Here is a 17489-nt window from a genome sequence, read left to right as displayed (position 1 = left end):
TCGGAACTCAAAAAACGTGGTAGGTTAACAGTTCTCAAACTCAGTTACGAAGCCTCATGACGTCTCTTCAAACCACCGCCCGAATGCTCGACGAAACCCTGCTCGATCAGTTGTTTCGTTTCGATGGCGCCTTTCTGCGCAGCACCTGCCGACTGAGCAGCCACGTCGAAGGCCTTGGGTTGATTGAGTTTCGCGATCCGCAAACCTGCACTGACCTGTTGAGTCTTTACGCTCACTACTATCCCGCTGCGCCTCGGGCTGCACTGGTGTCGCAATGGTCGATGGACTTGATCTGCGTGACGCTGGCCTTACCGCTGGCCGCCGCTGCGCAGCATCTGCGTTGTATCGTGCATGATCCCCATGTGGCGCTGGAAAACGGAATGCCCGTGGCTCAGGTGTTTGCTGGCGGTGAGGTGCTGCCATTGAACAATCCGCTGGCCTTCGCGCAGCAACTGCTGACTGAGGACATGGCGCCGTTGGTGCAGGCACTGGCCAGCGCCGGGCGGGTGGCCCAGCGCTTGCTGTGGAATAACGTGGCGGCCGCCATCGATGTCGCGCTCGACTACTTCCAGATGCCGCAAGCGTCGAGGTGGCGTGATCACCTGTTCCGGGAGCGGCACTGGGGCGATGGCACTCGCAATCCGCTATACGGCTTCCTGCAACTGGCTCCCGGTCCGAGCGGAGAGCCATTACTGATGCGCAAGGTGTGCTGCTTGCACCATCAATTAGGAGATGCACGCCCGTACTGCGACAACTGTCCGCTGGTGCCGGGCGCTGACATCACCGCGCCTCATCAGGCATAAGCCGCGTGCGCTTCCATCTGGGTGAGGCGGCCGTTTTCTACTTTCAACACCCGGTCGGCCTGCTGGAAGTAAGCGTCATCGTGGGTGATCACGATCACGGTTTTGCCCCGGGCTTTTAGTTCCGGCAACAGTTCCATGTAGAACACCCGCTTGAAGGTCGGATCCTGGTCGGCGGCCCATTCATCGAACAAATAAAACGGCTTGTCATCCAGATACGCCGACACCAGCGCCAGTCGCTTGCGTTGACCCGTGGACAGTTCCACGGTAGAAAAACGGTCGTCGACAATGCTGACTTTGTGTCCTAACCCCAATGCTTTCACATAACGCGTCGCTTCGGCGGTGCGATATTCGGCGTCCGGTCCGTCGTCGCCCAATAAATGTTCGAACAGGTGGAAGTCAGCGAACACCGCTGCAAAGTGCTGACGGTATTGCTCGCGGTTGTCGTCGTCCACTTCCACACCATTGAGCACCACGCAACCGGTTTCCGGTGCGTACAGCCCGAGCATCAGCATGGACAGCGTGGTCTTGCCACTGCCATTGCCACCCACCACAAACACCAGTTCGCCCTGTTCCAGTGTCAGGTCTATCGGCCCGAGCATGAAGGGATGATCCTCGTGCTCGCCGGGATAGCGGTGGCACACACCGTTAAGCAGCAAGCGCATCGGGCCTTCACTGGCGAACACATTACCGATCGGCGCAGCTAGCTGGGCTTCGGTGCTCAGCTCCGCATCCAGTTGGCGAATGCGGTTCAGGGCGATGCTGGCTTGACGCAGCGAGGGCAGGGCGATCATCAGGTCGGAGATCGGCCGTATCAGGTACAACAAGGTCACGGTGAAACTGGTCAGCACGGTAATCGGTTGCGGCAGCCAGAACGGCACGATGAATAGCAGCACGCCGAGGTTGAGGTAAAACAACAACGTGCCGAGGTTGGCCACCACCGAATACCCGGCCATACCGCGCAGGAAACGCACGCGAAACTCGTCGGCACCCGGACGGATGACTCGTTCGACAAAGGCTTCACCGCGGGCGTTGTTCAGCTGCAATTCCTTGCTGCCTTCGATCAGGCTACGAAAGTGCTGATACAGCACATCCTTTTGCTGGCGCACTCGTTCCAGATGGCTCAACGGCCCACGTTCGGCCAAGTGAAACGCCACCAGGCCGACCATCAGAAACAATGCCAGAATCGCCAGCAACGACCACGACAGCCAAGCCAGGTAGGCAAAGCATGCCAGGGTCACCACAGCGTTGACGAACAGCAACGGAACCCACTCGAACGCAGCGGTAAACGTGTGCACGTCTTCGGTGAGGATCACCAGCAAGCGGTGTTTGCCCATGCCTTGTAGTCGTTTGAGCGGGGTGGCGAGCAGCTTGCGCGACAAGTCGATACGCATCTGGAAAATCGCGCTTTGGGTCAGGTGCAGCAGCGCCAGTTCCGAACAGAGTTTGCTCAGCAGCATGCCGACACACAGCCCGAAAAACCCCAGGGCCAGTTCCGGCAATTGCTGCGGGTTGGCCAACCCACGGTTGATCAGAATCACCAGCCCCGCACTGGCCAGACCGCCCAGTGCGCCAGTGATCGAGGCCAGAGCCAGCAGGCGTGCCGATTGGCGGTAGAGATAGAGAATCAGGTTCATGCGACGGTTTCCGTCGAGGCCATGGCCAGCGATTTTTTGAGTTGTTCATGGAAGGCGGACTGCCCGAGGATCGAGTCGTGATCGGCGGGGACCTGATGATGACAGGTTCGCTGGCTGATCGCGTCCCATTGCGCCGGCAGAGACGGGTGCTCGACAAGCGTCTGTTCGGCCCACCAGAGTTGCAGGGTGGCCTGCACGACGGGCACCGAATAGCCGCTGACCCAACGACGCGCGTCGGCCATCACATTCAAGGTCTGTTCGACATAGGCCAGCGGTGCATTGAGCCCTAGGCCGTTGGCACTCGTCCATTCCAGCAGGGCGAAACGCAATTGCTCCACGCGACCCAGTTCGGCAGTCGCCGTGCGCAGCTGCGTCAGACATTGCTCGGTGAGTCGCTGGCGGCTGTCGCTGCTCACTTCTTGCTGAACGATGGCCAGCAGCGCATCCCACGCCAGCGTTTCATCCTCGGCGTGGAACGTGCTGTCGAACAACCCCAACCACTCAACCGCTTGCCCTTGGACCTCCAGCTGGCGGGTCAACTCCAGCGCGAGCAAGCCACCCATCGACCAACCGGCCAGGCGATACGGACCCTGAGCCTGAATCTGGCGGATCTGCGGCAAGTATTCGCGGGCTAATGCAACGAGGTCCTGACTGCGTAGCGACTCGGGCAGCGGAACGCCGTACACCGGCAGCACCTTCGGCAACGCGGCGATCATCGGCATGTAATGGTGAACCCCGCCCGCTGGCTGGTGCAGGCAGAACAACGGTGTCTGTCCAGTTTCACCGGCCTGCAAGGAAATGATCGCTGCCTGGTCGCGGGGCCGGTGAAACTGTTCAGCAAGGCCGATCAGCGTTGGGTGCTGGAAGATCACACTGACCGGCACCTCAATGCCGAGCGTGGCGCGCAACCTGGCGGTCATGCGCACCACCAGCAGCGAATGGCCACCGAGGGCGAAAAAGTCGTCATGACGGCCGATTACTTCAGCCTCCAACAGCTCTTGCCATACTGCTGCGAGCACTTGTTCGACATGCCCTTCGGGCGCTGCGTAAGCCGCGAGACTGCGATTTGGCGTACGGGCCAGCAAGGCCCGATGGTCGACCTTGCCGTTGGCAGTGCGCGGCAGTTGCGCCAGCCACTGGATATCGGCGGGAATCATGTGCGCCGGTAACAGCGCCCCGAGGGATTCGCGCACGGCACTGGCCTGAAGTTGAGTGGCCGATTCTATGAACGCACGCAAGCTCGGTTCGGTCTGAGTGGTGTCCAACAAGACCACCGCCAGTTTGGCGGCGCTGACGTTGCATAGCGCGGTTTCGATTTCGCCCAACTCGATACGGTAACCGCGCAGTTTGATCTGTGAGTCGGTGCGCCCGAGGAACAGTAGTTGTCCGTCCAGGTCCTGCCAGGCGAAATCGCCGGTGCGATAAAGACGTTGGCCGTCGAGGGATGGATGACGGGCCTGGATGAATTTCTCGGCGGTCATCTGCCCCAGGCCCAGATAACCTTCGGACAGTCCCGGTCCGGCAATGTGAATTTCACCTTTGAACCCTCGGGCCACGGGGGCGCCGTCGCTGTCGAGCAAGTACACCCGGGTATGAGCGATGGCACGACCGATGGGCACGGAACCCAGATCGGGACGACAGAGGGCGACAGTGCTCCACACCGAAGCCTCCGTCGGACCGTATTCGTTGTACAGCTGCGCGTCGGGTTGGTGCCGATAGTGACTGTCGACCAGCGCTGGCGGGCAGCTTTCACCGGCGACAATCGCGGTGTTCAATGGGCTCGGGACTTCGCCCAATTCGTCCAGGATCAAGGCGTACAACGAAGGCAGTGCCAGCAGGTGCGATACGCCGTGGCTGCGGATCAGTCGGGCCAGTTGCAGCGGATCTTTCTGTTCGGTTTCGCTGGCCAGGTGCAGGCAACCGCCCTGGGCCAGGCTCCAGAACAGCCCGGCGATGGAGCTGTCGAAGGCGAACGACGACAGCAGCAGGAAGCGTTGCACCGGCTGCGGATACCCCGCCAGCCGCGCCGCCAGCGAATGCAGGGCGTTGGCATGGCTGATGACCACGCCTTTGGGCTGTCCAGTACTGCCAGAGGTGTAAATCAGGTAGGCCGGCTGGTCCCGCAAGACGGTCGGCTCCTCCCGTAACGGCACCACCGGCATCACTTGATCAATCGCCATCGCGTTCGGTTGCCAGTCCGCCGGCAGATCTTGCACGCGAGCGTGATGGGTCAGCACCAGACGGGCCTGGCTGTCGCGCAGAATATGCTCGATGCGCTCGGTGGGGTAGGCCGGGTCGATCGGCACGTAGCAGGCGCCGGCACGCAGGATGGCGACCAGCGCCACTACTGCATCGATGTCACGCGGCAGGAAATGCGCGATCCGAGCACCGGGTTCCAGGCCTTGGGCAAGCAATTGCTGAGTGAGGGCCGTGACGCGCTGATCCAGCTCGGCATGACTCAAGTTGCCGCTTGGGCCAGTGACCGCCGGGCGTTGAGCGTTGGAGGCCGAGCCTTGGGCGAAACAGGCTGCCAGGTTTGGCAGGGCAAAAGTGGCGGCATAAAGCTGTTCTTGCGCCGGGTTCAAAGTCGGCGAAGTGGCGAATGCGCCGATCACCCGTTGTTGCTCGGCGGCGCTGCAAGTTGTCAGTTGGCTCAGGCTGGCGGCCGGTTCACGCAAGCTGTGCTCGATCACGCTCAGTAACTGCTCGGCGAGGAGCTCGACATGGGCAGGCGAGTAGAGCGCGGCATCAAAATGCAGCGACAAACCACTGGCCGAGCGTGGCTGGTATTGCAACAGCAACGCACAATCAGCGCTGACACTGTCAACCTGTTCGATCTGCCAACCGGCATCGTGCAGCGCACTGTGCGGCACGACTGCGAGTTCGCGAAAACCCACGCCCGACAGTGACGGCGCGTTGCTCAAGTGGCTCGGGTAGCTATCCCGGGCATCGTTGAGCAATCCAACACGCTCGCTCAGTTGTTGGCACAGCGCGGCAAACGACAGCTCGGGCGCGGTGTCGAGCGTCAGCGGCAGGGGCTCGGAAAACAGGCCGATGGCATCACCCAACACGTCCGGACGCGTCTGGTTTTCGTAGGCCAGCGTCAGGCGTTCGGCTTCGCAGTAGCGTTGCCACAAGGTGACCCAGGCGGCGAGCATGACCGTACCGGTGCTGACGCCGAGGCTTGTCGCTTGCTGATCGAGGCGTTGCAGGGTGGCGTCGTCGAACGACAGTTGCATCCGCGCCATTTCGACAATCCCGGTAGCCGGATTCTGCCTCTGCCAAGGCAAAGGCACATCCGCGACCATTGCATTGAACTGCTCATCCCAGAACTGTCGGCCCTGGTCGTCCACCGATTCCAGACGCCACGCCGCATAGTCGGCGTATTGCAGCGGCGGCTCCTGAGGCGCTGCTTGCAAATAGCCCAGCGCCCATTCTTCGCCGAGGTAGCCCAGGCTAGTGCTGTCCAGATGCAAGGCCGGCAGGTGCAACGTTGCCGACCGGGCGTCCATATGCAGTTCGATGCCCAACGCCTGCCAATCAGCGGTTGAAGCGTCGATCACCTGCATCGGCAGCGACATCCCCGGCAGTTGCTGATAACGGGTGCGCAGAATCTCGTGGCGTTGCATCAAGGCCAGCAAAGTGCTTTTCAACCGTGCGCTGTCCAGCGGTTGTTCGCTGCGAATGCGCAGCGTGGCCCGCTGCGCTGACGGAGCCAGACGAGCTTGTTGCCGGCGCCACAGGTGCGCCTGTTGCGGCGACAGCTCGAAGCCCTCGAATGGCATGTCTTCGTGAGTCTGAGTCATGCTGAAACCTGTGCAAAAAAGTGGGACATGAGCGTCGATTGGCCGATGACCATCATTGTTCGGCACCCTTCACGACGCTGCGGCGACGGGCCTGGCCCAGGGTGCTCTGGCGCGCGCTACCGGCTTCACGCAGCGCAGCTTGAGCCAGCTCGCGGCGGGTCTGTTGCAGTTGATTGAGTGGCACCAACAACTGAGCGACGCGGGTGTCAGCGTTCAGCACGAGTTGCTCCAGCAGGCAGACGAACAGGCTGTCGAGCAATTCGATGTAGGCACTGGCGTAACGCCCGGTGTCGTAGTCGTAAACCACCAGCAAGCCTTCACCGTCATCCACGACGTTGATCAGCAGGTCCACATCCGAAGCTTGCGGCTCAAGTTGCCGCTCGCTGATCGTCAGACCCGGCAAATGCAGGTCCTGCTGACGGGTGTTCTGCACCACCAGTTTGACCTGGAAGAACGGCGTATAACGCGCATCCCGCTGTGGCAGCAGGTCGGCCACCAAGGCGTCGAACGGCAAATCCTGATGGGCAAAGGCATCCAGCGCCACGCGGCGGGCATCGCTCAGCACTTGATCGAAAGTCTGCTGCGGCGCGACGCGGCAACGCAGCACCAACTGGTTGACGAAGAAGCCGACCATGTCTTCGGTCTGTTGCTGATGCCGGTTGGCGATGTCGGTGCCGACCAGCAGGTCTTCGCGTCCGGTCTGCTGATGCAGCAACACGTTCAGCGCGCTGTGCAACACCATGAACGGCGAAGCCTCGCGAGCCGTGGCCAACTCGCCGATGGCCTGAGCCAATGACGCGGGCAAGCGACGGCGATGACGCGCGCACTTGCCGTGATCGCGAGTTTGAGCGCCCGGCAACAACAGCGGCGCCGGGCTGGCTTGCAACTGTTGGCGCCAGTAGGCCAGTTGTTGCTGCCAGACCGGACCCGGCAGGTGCGTGCGTTGCCACACGGCGAAGTCGGCGTATTGCAGGGCCGGGGTTTCGATCCGGGCAGCCGTGGTGCCGAAACCGATGTAGTCCGTGGCCAGTTGATCCACCAGTTGCGCAATGGACCAGGCGTCCACCGCAATGTGATGCATGGCAATGGCCAACACATGAGTCTGCGCGTCCAGTTTCAGCAACCGCGCGCGAATCAATGGCGCCTGCGTCAGGTCGAACGGTTGGCCGAAGACCTCGGCCAATTGCGCCTGGATGGCCGGCTCCTGTTCCTGCGCCGAGACCGCTTGCAGATCGGTGACCGGCAAGGCAAACGCCTGCGCCGCTTCAATCCGCTGCCAGGGTTCACCGTGATCGCTATGCACGGTGCTGCGCAATACTTCATGGCGGGCGATCAATTGTTCGAACGCCAGGCGCAAGGCTTCGACATTCAGCGCCCCGGTCAAGGTCAAGGCGAACGGAATGTTGAAACCGCTGGAGCCAGGGTTCAGTTGCTCAAGGAACCACAGCCGCTGTTGGGCAAACGACAACGGCAGCGGTTGCGAACGGTCTGTCGCAGTGATGGCGGGCAGGGCAAAAGGCGCCCCCTGCAAGCGGGCGCTGTCGATGGCGCGTGCGAGGTTCTCCAATACCGGATGATCGAAGACTGCACGCAGTGGCAGGTCCACCGCGAGTTGGCTGCGAATCCGCGAGACCACCAGCGTCGCCAGCAATGAGTGTCCGCCGAGGGCGAAGAAATTGTCGTCGGCACCGATCGCCGTCTCATTGAGAATCTGCGCCCATATCGCGCCCAGTTGCTGTTCGGTGTCGCTGCGCAGCGGCCGTTGCTCGCTCAGGTCGTTGCTGTCCAGCTCACGTGCAGTCAACCCTTTGCGGTCGACCTTGCCGTTGGTGTTCTGCGGCAGCGCGTCCAGTTGTTGCCAATGCGCCGGCACCATGTACGACGGCAAGCGTTGGCTCAGCCATTCGCGCAGCACCGCCACCGGCGTGTCATCGCCGGTCCAGTAGGCGACCAGTTGCAAGTCGCCACGTTGGTCGGCGTTGACGATCACGGCCACGGCTTGCACGGCGGGATGACGTCCCAGATGATCTTCGATTTCCCCCAACTCGATGCGGTGACCGCGGATTTTCACCTGCTGATCACGGCGACCGAGGAACTCGATCACTCCGTCCGCACGCCAGCGACCCAGGTCACCAGTGCGGTAGAAACGCGCGCCGGGTTCGAATGGATGTGCGACGAACGCAGCCTGGGTTTTCTCCGGATCGTTCAGGTAACCACGACCGACGCCGATGCCTCCCACGCAGATTTCCCCCGGTACACCCACTGGCACTGGCCGCAACGCGGCATCCACCAGGTACAGATGATTGTTGGCGGTCGGCCGGCCAATCGGCATGGCGTTGCCGCCTTCTTCAGGCACAGCGGTCAGCGGGTGGAACGCCACGTCGTCCGAGCATTCCGCCGGACCATAGGCGTTCATCAGCGGCACATGGGCAAAGCGGCTCAGCCAGGCCTGGGCCAGCGCTGGAGGCAGGGCTTCGCCGGTCGGCAGCAACCAGCGCAGCGCGGACAGTTGCGTGTCGGTGCGGGCGAGGTCGAGCAGGGCACGGATCATCGTCGGCACGGCTTCGAGCACTGACAATTGTTGGTGCTCCAGCGCTTCCAGCAGCCGCTCGGGATCGTGGGCGATCACGTCCGGCAGGATGTGCACGGTGGCGCCAAGGATGGGTGCGGCGAGGAACTGCCAGACCGAAATGTCGAACGCCGGGGAGGCGGTCTGGGCAATCCGGTCTTCGCTCGACAGGCCCAGCGTCGGCACCTTGCCGAAGATGTTGTTGAGCATGCCCCGTTGCTCGACCATGGCCCCTTTGGGCGTGCCGGTGGAGCCTGAGGTGAAGACCACGTAGGCCAGATCATCAGGGCTGCCGGTGACGTTCAGTGGCGTTGCATCGCCCGCCAGCCATAGGGCTTCGGTGCGCAGGCGGCGCGGGGTCGCGGTGCTCGCGGCCAGTGCCGGGTCGATGACCGAGTCGGCACTGTCACTGGTCAACAAAATCGTCGCCCCGGACAGTTCGAGAATCTCGCTCAGGCGCTGTGGCGGATGCTTGATGTCCAGCGGCAGGTAGGCCGCGCCAGCCTTGAGCACGGCGATCATCATGCTCAGCAATGGCAGCCCGCGTTCAGCGGCCAGCGCCACCAGCGTGTCGCGACCGGCGCCGGTTTCGATCAGCGCTCGGGCCAAGCGGTTCGAGCGCTGATCCAGCTCGGCGTAGCTCAAGCTGTTGGCACCACACACGGCAGCAATGCGCTGCGGATGCTGCGCCACGTGTCGGGCGAACAGTTCGGGGTAGGTTTGATCCAGCGGGAAGTCCAGTTCACTACGGTTCCAGTCCACCACCAGGGTCTGGCGTTCATCCGGCGTCAACATCGACAGCGAGGCCAGTGGCGCCTCAGGCTGGGCAACCATTTGCGTGAGCAACTGACGCAAATGGCCGAGCATGCGCTGCACGGTGTCGGTGTCAAAACGTGAGGCGTCGTAAGTCAGGCGAATGCCCAGCCGATCACCGGGGTAGAGCACCACGGTCATCGGGTAGTTGGTGTGCACGCGGTCTTCATAGATATCAACGTTGAAGTCGACTTGACGATCCGACAGACCGGCGTCGAACGGCGCGTTTTCGAACACCACCAGGCTATCGAACAGCGAGCGAGCGTGCTCGATTTCACTCCAGCGCTGAATGTCCACCAGCGGTGCATGTTCGTAGGCACGCAGCTCGTAGTTGTGCGCGAACAAGGCTTGTAGCCACGGCACCACGGTTTGCGAGTCGTCAATCTTGACCCGCAGCGGCAGGCTGTTAATGAACAACCCGACGATGTCTTCCACGCCCGGCAAATCGGTCGGACGTCCCGACACCGTAACGCCGAACAGCACGTCATCGCTGCCGCTATAGCGGGACAACAGCAGGGCCCAGGCGCCCTGAATCCAGGTGTTGGGCGTGAGCTGGTGCTGCTGACACAACGCTGTCAAGGCGCGGGTGTCGGCAATCGACAGGGTCACGTCAAGGTTGGCCACCGCTTCGACCGCTTGCTCGGTCACGGCCGGACGATCCACCACCAACGGCGTCGGTGCGCTGAAACCAGCCAGTTCGCGGGTCCAGAATTGTTCAGTGATGGACGTGTCCTGGCATTGCAGCCAATGGATGTAATTGCTGAACGAGGGCAGCAACGGACGCGCCACAGGTTGGCCGAGTACGCGGGCCTGATAGTGGGCGAACAGGTCAGCCATCAACAGACCGAAACACCAGGCGTCGGTCAAGATGTGGTGGAAGCTGCGCACGATCAGAAATTCCTGATCGGCCACCTGGAACACCCGAAGGAAGGTCAGCGGTGGGCGGCGCATGTCGAAACCCTGTCGACATTCGGCGTCCAGCACAGCATCCAGTTGACGCTGGCGGCTTGCTTCGTCGAGGTGCCGCCAGTCGTACCAGGCGAAGGCCGGGTCGGTGTCGTGGTAGACGCATTGCAGCGCGGCCTTGCCGTCCTGCCACCAGAAACCGGTACGCAGCATCGGGTGCCGGGACAGTTGCTGCGCCCAGGCGAATTCGATGGCGCTGCGGTCCAGTGCGCCGTCCCAGCGATAGCGTTGCTGCATCAGGTAGATGCCGCTGTTCGGACGTAGCAGGGTGTGCAGCAACATGCCTTCCTGCATCGGCGACAGGGGCAGCAAGTCGTCGATGCTGGCCCAGTCGAAGTTTGCACCGAGGGCTATGAGGTCGTGACCGGCGGCACGGCACAACGGGAACGCGTGGGTACCCGGGATGGCTTGCTCGGCGTCGGCGGCCAGCAGGGCCAGACGCTGCTCCAGTGCCTCGGCCCAGTGTTCTGCGCCTGGGCCACGGCAATCGATTTGCAGTTGACCGTGTTGCAGGCTCACGGACAGGGTCTGCCCGGCGCCATCGATTGGCGCGCTAGCGGCGATGACCTCGCCCAACGGCCCTTCAGGGGCTTGCCATTCGCCGGCCATGACAATATGCACGGTTGGCTGCGGCAGGCTCAGCAGCGGTTCGCGCAAGTAGTCGTTATCAGCGAGGTAACGCAGCACGCCGTAGTCGTCACCGGTGTGCGGGGCGGCAGCCAGTTGCGCGTCGACCTGTGCAAGCAATTGCGCGGGGTTGGCGCCGGGTGTCACGTTCAGACGCAGCGGAACGGCTTGGCTCAGCGCACCGATCACCGTCGCCGGGTTGAAGTCGGTACGGCCCAGGGCACTGCTGAGCGCCAGACGTGCCCGCTCGCAGCGACCGCGATCCAGGCTCAGCCAGACGTGTTGTTTGGCACTTTGCTGCGCCAGTTCCGCCGCGACAGCGGTGGCCACCAGCGATGCCCAAGGCGCGTGGCTGCGGCGTTGCAGCAGGTTCAGACGAACGCTGAGTGGCGCCGAAATCTGTACGCGGCTCTCAGTGTTCAGGTCATCCGGCTGTGGAACGGACGGCAAGGTTTCACCGGCGTATTGCAGCCAGTATTCCCAGGCCGACTCCAGTCCGTCTTCATCGCGGGCACAAAGGTTTTGATGTTCGGCCCATTCATCGAGATGGCCACCGTGACGCGGCAATTCAATCGTACGATCGTATTGCGCTTGAGCCACGGCCAGCGCCAGGTCAGTCATCAACAACGCCCAGGATGCAGCATCCAGGCGCAGTGCATGGGCGACCAACAACACCGCGTCGCCCTGTGCCGACAGGCACGCGTGCCAGCCTTCACCCGCCGAGTGATCCAGCGTGGCCAGCGTGCTTTCGGCCAGTGCGCTCAGGTTGTCAGTGTTGAACGGCTGACGGCTGGCACTGACCGGTTTCGGTGTGCTCGGCAGGGTTTGCGCCCAGCTTCCGTCCGCCTGTTGGGTCAGGCCCAGTTGCAGTGCACGGTGTTGCTGTTGCAGAGCCTGCACGGCGCGGTTCAGCACGTCGAGGCTGATCGGCGTATTCAGCGCCACGCAGCGCCAGTCCGCCGCCAACGGGCCGGCTTCGAGACGGGCGTGTTGACCTGCGGTCAGCGGTACATTGCGCGCAGCGCTGGTGGTGTCGCGGCTGTAGTGCGCGCCTTGGCTGATCACCGCCGAAATTTCAGCGATGGTGCGGTTTTCGAACAACTGCTTGGGGGTCAGCTTCATGCCGCGCTGGTGAGCACGGGCAATGATTTGCAGGTTGAGAATAGAGTCGCCGCCCAAGGCGAAGAAGTTGTCGTGAATCCCCACGCGCTCGACTCGCAACACATCCTGCCAGATCTCGGCGAAGGCCATTTCCACCGCGTCACGCGGGGCTTCGTAATTGTCCTGACTGGTAGGGGCATCGGGCAGTGGCAGGCTAGCGATGTCCGGTTTGCCGTTAGCGTTCAGCGGGATGGCGTCCAGGGCGATGAAGTCTGCCGGCACCATGTAATCCGGTACGCGCAGGGCCAGGTCATAACGCAGTTTGTCCGCCGACATTGAGGTGCTGGCCACCAGCCAGGCAATCAGGCGCGGGGTCTCGTTGGCCGGTTGCACGACACGGACCAGCACTTGCTGAATGTTGCTCGACAGGCGTTTGATTTGCGCTTCGACTTCACCCAGCTCAATGCGGTAACCGCGCAATTTGACCTGGTTGTCGACACGTCCGAGGAACGCCAGTTCGCCGGATTCCAGCCAGCGCACACGGTCGCCGGTGCGGTAGGCGCGGGGCAGGTCGGCAACGGCGGTGAAGCGTGCGGCGGTTTGCACCGGATCACCCAGGTAGTCGATGGCCAGACCTTCGCCACCGACCCACAATTCACCCGGCACACCGACCGGCACGGTGTGACCGTGGCTGTCGAGTACCCGCAGGAGCCGGTTCGGTTGCGGATGGCCCAGCGGTTGTACGCCGACCAATGGCTGCTCGATGCGCGACAGGCAAATGCCGACGGCGCTTTCGGTTGGGCCGTAGTGGTTGTAGACCGCGAGTTCCGGGCGCAGCGCACGGACAGTGTCCAGCAGCGAGCCGTGCAGCGCTTCGCCACCGAGCAACAAGGCGCGGCGCGGCAGCAGACGCACGTCCGGATGTGCGGCGAGCAGACCGTGCAGGTGGTTGGGCGTGAGCTTGACCAGGTCTGGGGTGAAGTCGGCAAAGCACTGGGCCAGGGCGTTCGGGTCAGCGCGGGTATCATCGTCCACCAGCAGCAAGCTGCCACCACTGACCAGCGCACCGAACAACTGGGTGTAACCGAGGTCCGCCGCGAAGGTCGATAGCAGCGCATGGCGCCACGGTTGTTCAGCCTCGGCACAACCCAGTTCGGCCAGAATGCCGCTGACATAAGCGACGATGGCGCGATGGGACAGGCGCACACCTTTCGGCGTCCCGGTGGACCCTGAGGTGTAGATCACATAGGCGCAGGCCTGTTGATCCACCGCGGGCAGGTCGATCCCGGTGGCGCGGGCCGAGGCCTCGATCACCTGCGCAGCGGCGATGTCGAAGGTCGGCACGCCGATGATGAAGTCCACGTCGGCACTGGCCATCAGCGCACCCAGGCGCGAGGCCGGTTGGCCCAGGTCCAGCGGCAGGAAGCAAGCGCCGGCCTGCATTACCGCCAATAGCGCGATCACTGCGTCGTTGCAACGGGGCAGCGCCAGTGCGACGCGATCACCGTGTTGCACACCGTTCTGGCGCAAGGCGTTGGCCAGTCCGGTCGAGGCTTCAAGCAGCTCGCCGTAGCTCAATGCGCCATGGGCGTCGCGCACGGCTTCACGCTCGGGATGGCGGCGGGCCTGAGCGGCGATCAGTTCATGCAGCGGAGCATCCGGCACTGCAAGGGTCGCGCCATTGCCCCAGGTGTGAGTCAGGTTCAGTTCGTGCGTCGGGCACAGCGGCACCTCGGCCAGCGGCCGGTTGGCGTCGCGGCTCAGTTCGTCGAGCAGCGTTACCAACTGCGCCATCAGGCGGGCACCGGCAGCATCGGACAAGCGTTTGCGCTGATGCACCAGATGCAGCTGCAAGCTGTCGCCTTCCATCGACGCGATCAGCGACATCGGATAGCTGTTGCGCCCGCCGGTGTGGCGCGAAGGCGCGGTATGTTCGGCGTCCGGCAGTCCGACGAGGCCATCGTCGATCTGATCCAGCTCCCGGGGGAACGGGAAGTTTTCAAACACCATGATCGCTTCGAACAACTCGCCATCCGGCGGCAGCGCGGTCAATGCCCGCAGGCTGGCCAGCGGTGTGTGTTCGTGTTCGCGCATTTCGGCGTTCCAGTCCTGGATGCCCGCCAACCATTGGCCAACGGTCGGCGCATCGTCCCAGCGCACCCGCAGCGGCAAGGTGTTGATGAACAGACCGACCATGCGCTCGACACCGCTCAGGCGCTGTGGACGCCCGGCGACGGTGACGCCGATCAAGGCTTCGTCGCTGCCGTTATGGCGGCCCAGCAAGTAAGCGTACGCCGCTTGCAGCAGGGTGTTGACGGTCAGGTTGTTGTCACGGGCGAAGCTACTCAGGCGCGCAGTTGTTACGGCATCCAGCACGCGCTGGTGTTCGGTGCAGGGCAGGTGCGCGTCCACGGGGTCGGCGAGCAGGCCACGTGGGTCCGACTCGGGCACGCGGGTGGTGTTGGCGAAATCCGCCAGGCGACTGCGCCAGAACTCATCGGCGGAGGGGCGTTCGCTGAGGTAGGCCACGTAATCCTGGAACGGTCGCACCGCTTCCAGCGCCGCATGCTGCCCGCGACGGGCCGCGCGATACAAATCGCGCCAGTCCGCCAGCAGCGAACCGACGCTCCAGCCGTCGAGCAACAGGTGATGGTGCGTCCACATCAGCGACCACTGCGCGTGTCCGTTCACATCGTCCAGACGCGCCAGGGTCAAGCGCATCAGCGGCGCGGCACCCAGTTCGAATGCTTGTGCGTGATCTTCCGCCACCAGGGTCGCCAGCCCTTGCGGGTTGCCGCGCAAGTCGACTTCGCGCAACGGCAGATCGACTTCCTTGAGGACGACCTGATAAGCGTCGTCCAGCGCTTCCCAGAGAAACGCCGTGCGCAATACCGCATGGCGCTGCATCAGCGCAATCCAGGCCTGGCGGAACGCGTCGAGGTCGAGCTCACCGGCCAGGCCGATGTGCATTTGCTGGTAATAAACCCGGGATTCCGGTGCATAGGCTTCGTGGTATAGCAGGCCTTTTTGCAGCGGCGTCAGCGAATAGATGTTTTCGATTTGGTCATGCATGGCAGCAGTGTTCAATCCAGAAAATCGTAGAGGCACGTGCGCCGCGAGCGGCGCACTCCGAAGTCAAATTCAGGTCGAGGTCGGGGCTCACTTCTTCGGCCCCAGGCGTTTGAGCAGGGTGTCGAGGGTCGCCTGGTTCATGCCTTTGGCCAGCGGGAAGTCGGACGGCATCAGCGTCCCGGCCTGCGGGTCGAGGCAATGCCCAACCAGTGCTTGCAGGTGTTCCAGCAGGCGAGCGGGCAAGCGGCTGTCGGCGGCCGGGGTGACGCTGTGCCATTCGACACGCAGCACACCGTCTTCCAGCCAGGCCACCACTTCACGGTCGTGGGTCACTCGGTTGGCCAATGCCACGTCCGGCGGTGGGGCCAAGGTGCTGGCACGCAACCAGCCCTGTGGCGTTTGCTCATGCCCCAGGTAGTTGAACAACACATCGCCACGGCCCGACGGCAACTCGCCGCGCTGACGCAGCAGTCCGTGCCCGAGGCCCTGACCCGGCACAGCGCGCAAGGCTTCCTTGGCGTTGCGCACCCGATTGCCGGGAGCTCCGCTGGAATTCACCCGTAACGGAAACAAGGTGGTAAACCAACCGACGGTGCGGCTGACATCCAGGCCTTCGAACGGTGCATCGCGACCATGACGCTCCAGATAGACCACGATGTCGGCGTGGCTTTCGGCTTCCGCCAAGGTGGCCGCGAGGGCGGCGATCAGCAGTTCCTCTGGCTGTGTGCGGTAGGCGGCGTGGGATTCGGTCAGCCACTGATGAGTGCGTGCGGTGTCCCAACGGGCGGACAGCGTCTGCCGCTCGGCAACCGTGGCCACCGGCGCACTGTTCGCAGTGATCTGGGCGTTCCAGTAGCGCTGTTCGGCGCTGACCGCGACGGCATAGGCGTGCAGATGCTCGGCCCATTGCCGGTAGGACGTGGTTTTCGCCGGCAGACGCGGGTTCTCGCCACGTTCCAGCCCTTGATACAGCTGCTGGAAATCTTCCAGTAACGGCGTCCATGACACCGCGTCGACGACCAGGTGATGCGCGACCAGATACAAACGTTGCGGCTCGCCTTCGAGCAACGCAGCGGCGAACAGCGGGCCGTGTTGCAGGTCCAGGCTTTGCGCGACCTGATGCAGTTGCTCCAGGTGTTCGCAGCACCTCAATTGTGCAGGCTCAACCGGCGCGATCTGCGCCTGCCATTGCCCGCCAACCTCAGTGAAGCGCAGGCGCAAGGCGTCGTGGTGGGCGACCAGACGGTCAAGGGTTGCCTGCACGAGGTCTGGCTGTAGACGCCGGTCGCTGTCGGCCAGCACCGATTGGTTCCAGTGCGCGGCATGCGGCTGTTGTTGGTCGAAGAACCACTGATGCAACGGCATCAGCGGCATCGCACCGGTCACATCGCCTTGTTCGGCCAGCGTCAGCAACGGGCTGGCCACTTGAGCCAAGGCCGCCGGGGTCGGCGAACGGAACAGGTCTTTTGGCGTGAGCGAATAACCCTGTTCACGCAGTCGCGAGATCAGTTTCAGACCGAGAATCGAATCGCCGCCCAGGGCGAAGAAGCTGTCCGAAGTCCCGACTTCACGGCCACCGGTCAAGGCTTGGCCAAGCAGTTCACCGAACAACTGGCAGAGCAGGGCTTCCAGTTCGTTGCGCGGTGCGACGTGGTCTTCCTGAGTCTGCGGCAGTGGCCGGTTGGCCAAGGCCTTGCGGTCGATCTTGCCGTTTGTGGTCAGGGGCAGGGCCGGCACGTCGACCCACACCGCCGGCACCATGTACGCCGGCAGCTGGTTTTTGAGTTGGGCGGCAAGCAGCGCGCTCAGCTCCGATTGCGTGGCGCTGCTGCTGTAAAACGCCACCAAGCGGTTGTCGATCACCAGGGTGCAGGCACCGGTGATACCAGGCTGGTTCAACAGCGCCGCATCGATTTCCCCCAGCTCGATCCGCTGACCGCGCAGCTTCACCTGATGGTCGAGACGGCCGAGGTATTCGATATTGCCATCGGCGAGGAAACGGCAACGGTCGCCGGTGCGGTACAGGCGATCACCGTCGATGAACGGGCTGGCGAGGAAACGTGCCTCGGTCAGGTCCGCACGTTTCAGGTAACCGCGC

Annotated in this window: 5 protein-coding genes; 1 reads left to right on the top strand and 4 read right to left on the bottom strand. The window is 63.1% G+C overall.

Going from position 1 to position 17489, the window contains the following annotated elements; genetic code table 11:
* The first annotated feature begins 56 nt into the window (after nucleotides 1–56).
* Nucleotides 57–803, top strand: a complete 747-nt coding sequence (gene fhuF / locus ACXPVS_RS25920) for a siderophore-iron reductase FhuF (RefSeq protein WP_458512447.1) — start codon at nucleotides 57–59, stop codon at nucleotides 801–803.
* Here the strand turns inward: fhuF and ACXPVS_RS25915 are convergent.
* From ACXPVS_RS25915 to ACXPVS_RS25900, 4 genes are all read right to left on the bottom strand, one after another.
* A complete protein-coding gene (locus tag ACXPVS_RS25915; protein ID WP_458512446.1) occupies nucleotides 794–2437 on the bottom strand; it encodes a cyclic peptide export ABC transporter in 1644 nt (547 codons plus the stop codon). The genes fhuF and ACXPVS_RS25915 overlap by 10 nt on opposite strands.
* Nucleotides 2434–6243: a non-ribosomal peptide synthetase gene (locus tag ACXPVS_RS25910; protein ID WP_458512445.1), complete on the bottom strand. Its 3810-nt coding sequence runs from the start codon at nucleotides 6241–6243 to the stop codon at nucleotides 2434–2436. The genes ACXPVS_RS25915 and ACXPVS_RS25910 overlap by 4 nt, the downstream gene beginning before the upstream one ends.
* Nucleotides 6244–6295: 52 nt before the next feature.
* Nucleotides 6296–15391, bottom strand: coding sequence for an amino acid adenylation domain-containing protein (locus ACXPVS_RS25905; protein WP_458512444.1), 9096 nt, complete (start codon nucleotides 15389–15391; stop codon nucleotides 6296–6298).
* An 87-nt stretch (nucleotides 15392–15478) separates the two neighbouring features.
* A partial coding sequence (locus ACXPVS_RS25900; RefSeq protein WP_458512443.1) for a condensation domain-containing protein occupies nucleotides 15479–17489 on the bottom strand: 2011 nt, incomplete at its 5' end.

The organism is Pseudomonas sp. Ma2-10 (assembly GCF_054330215.1).
This window is presented reverse-complemented; position numbering and strand designations above follow the sequence as displayed.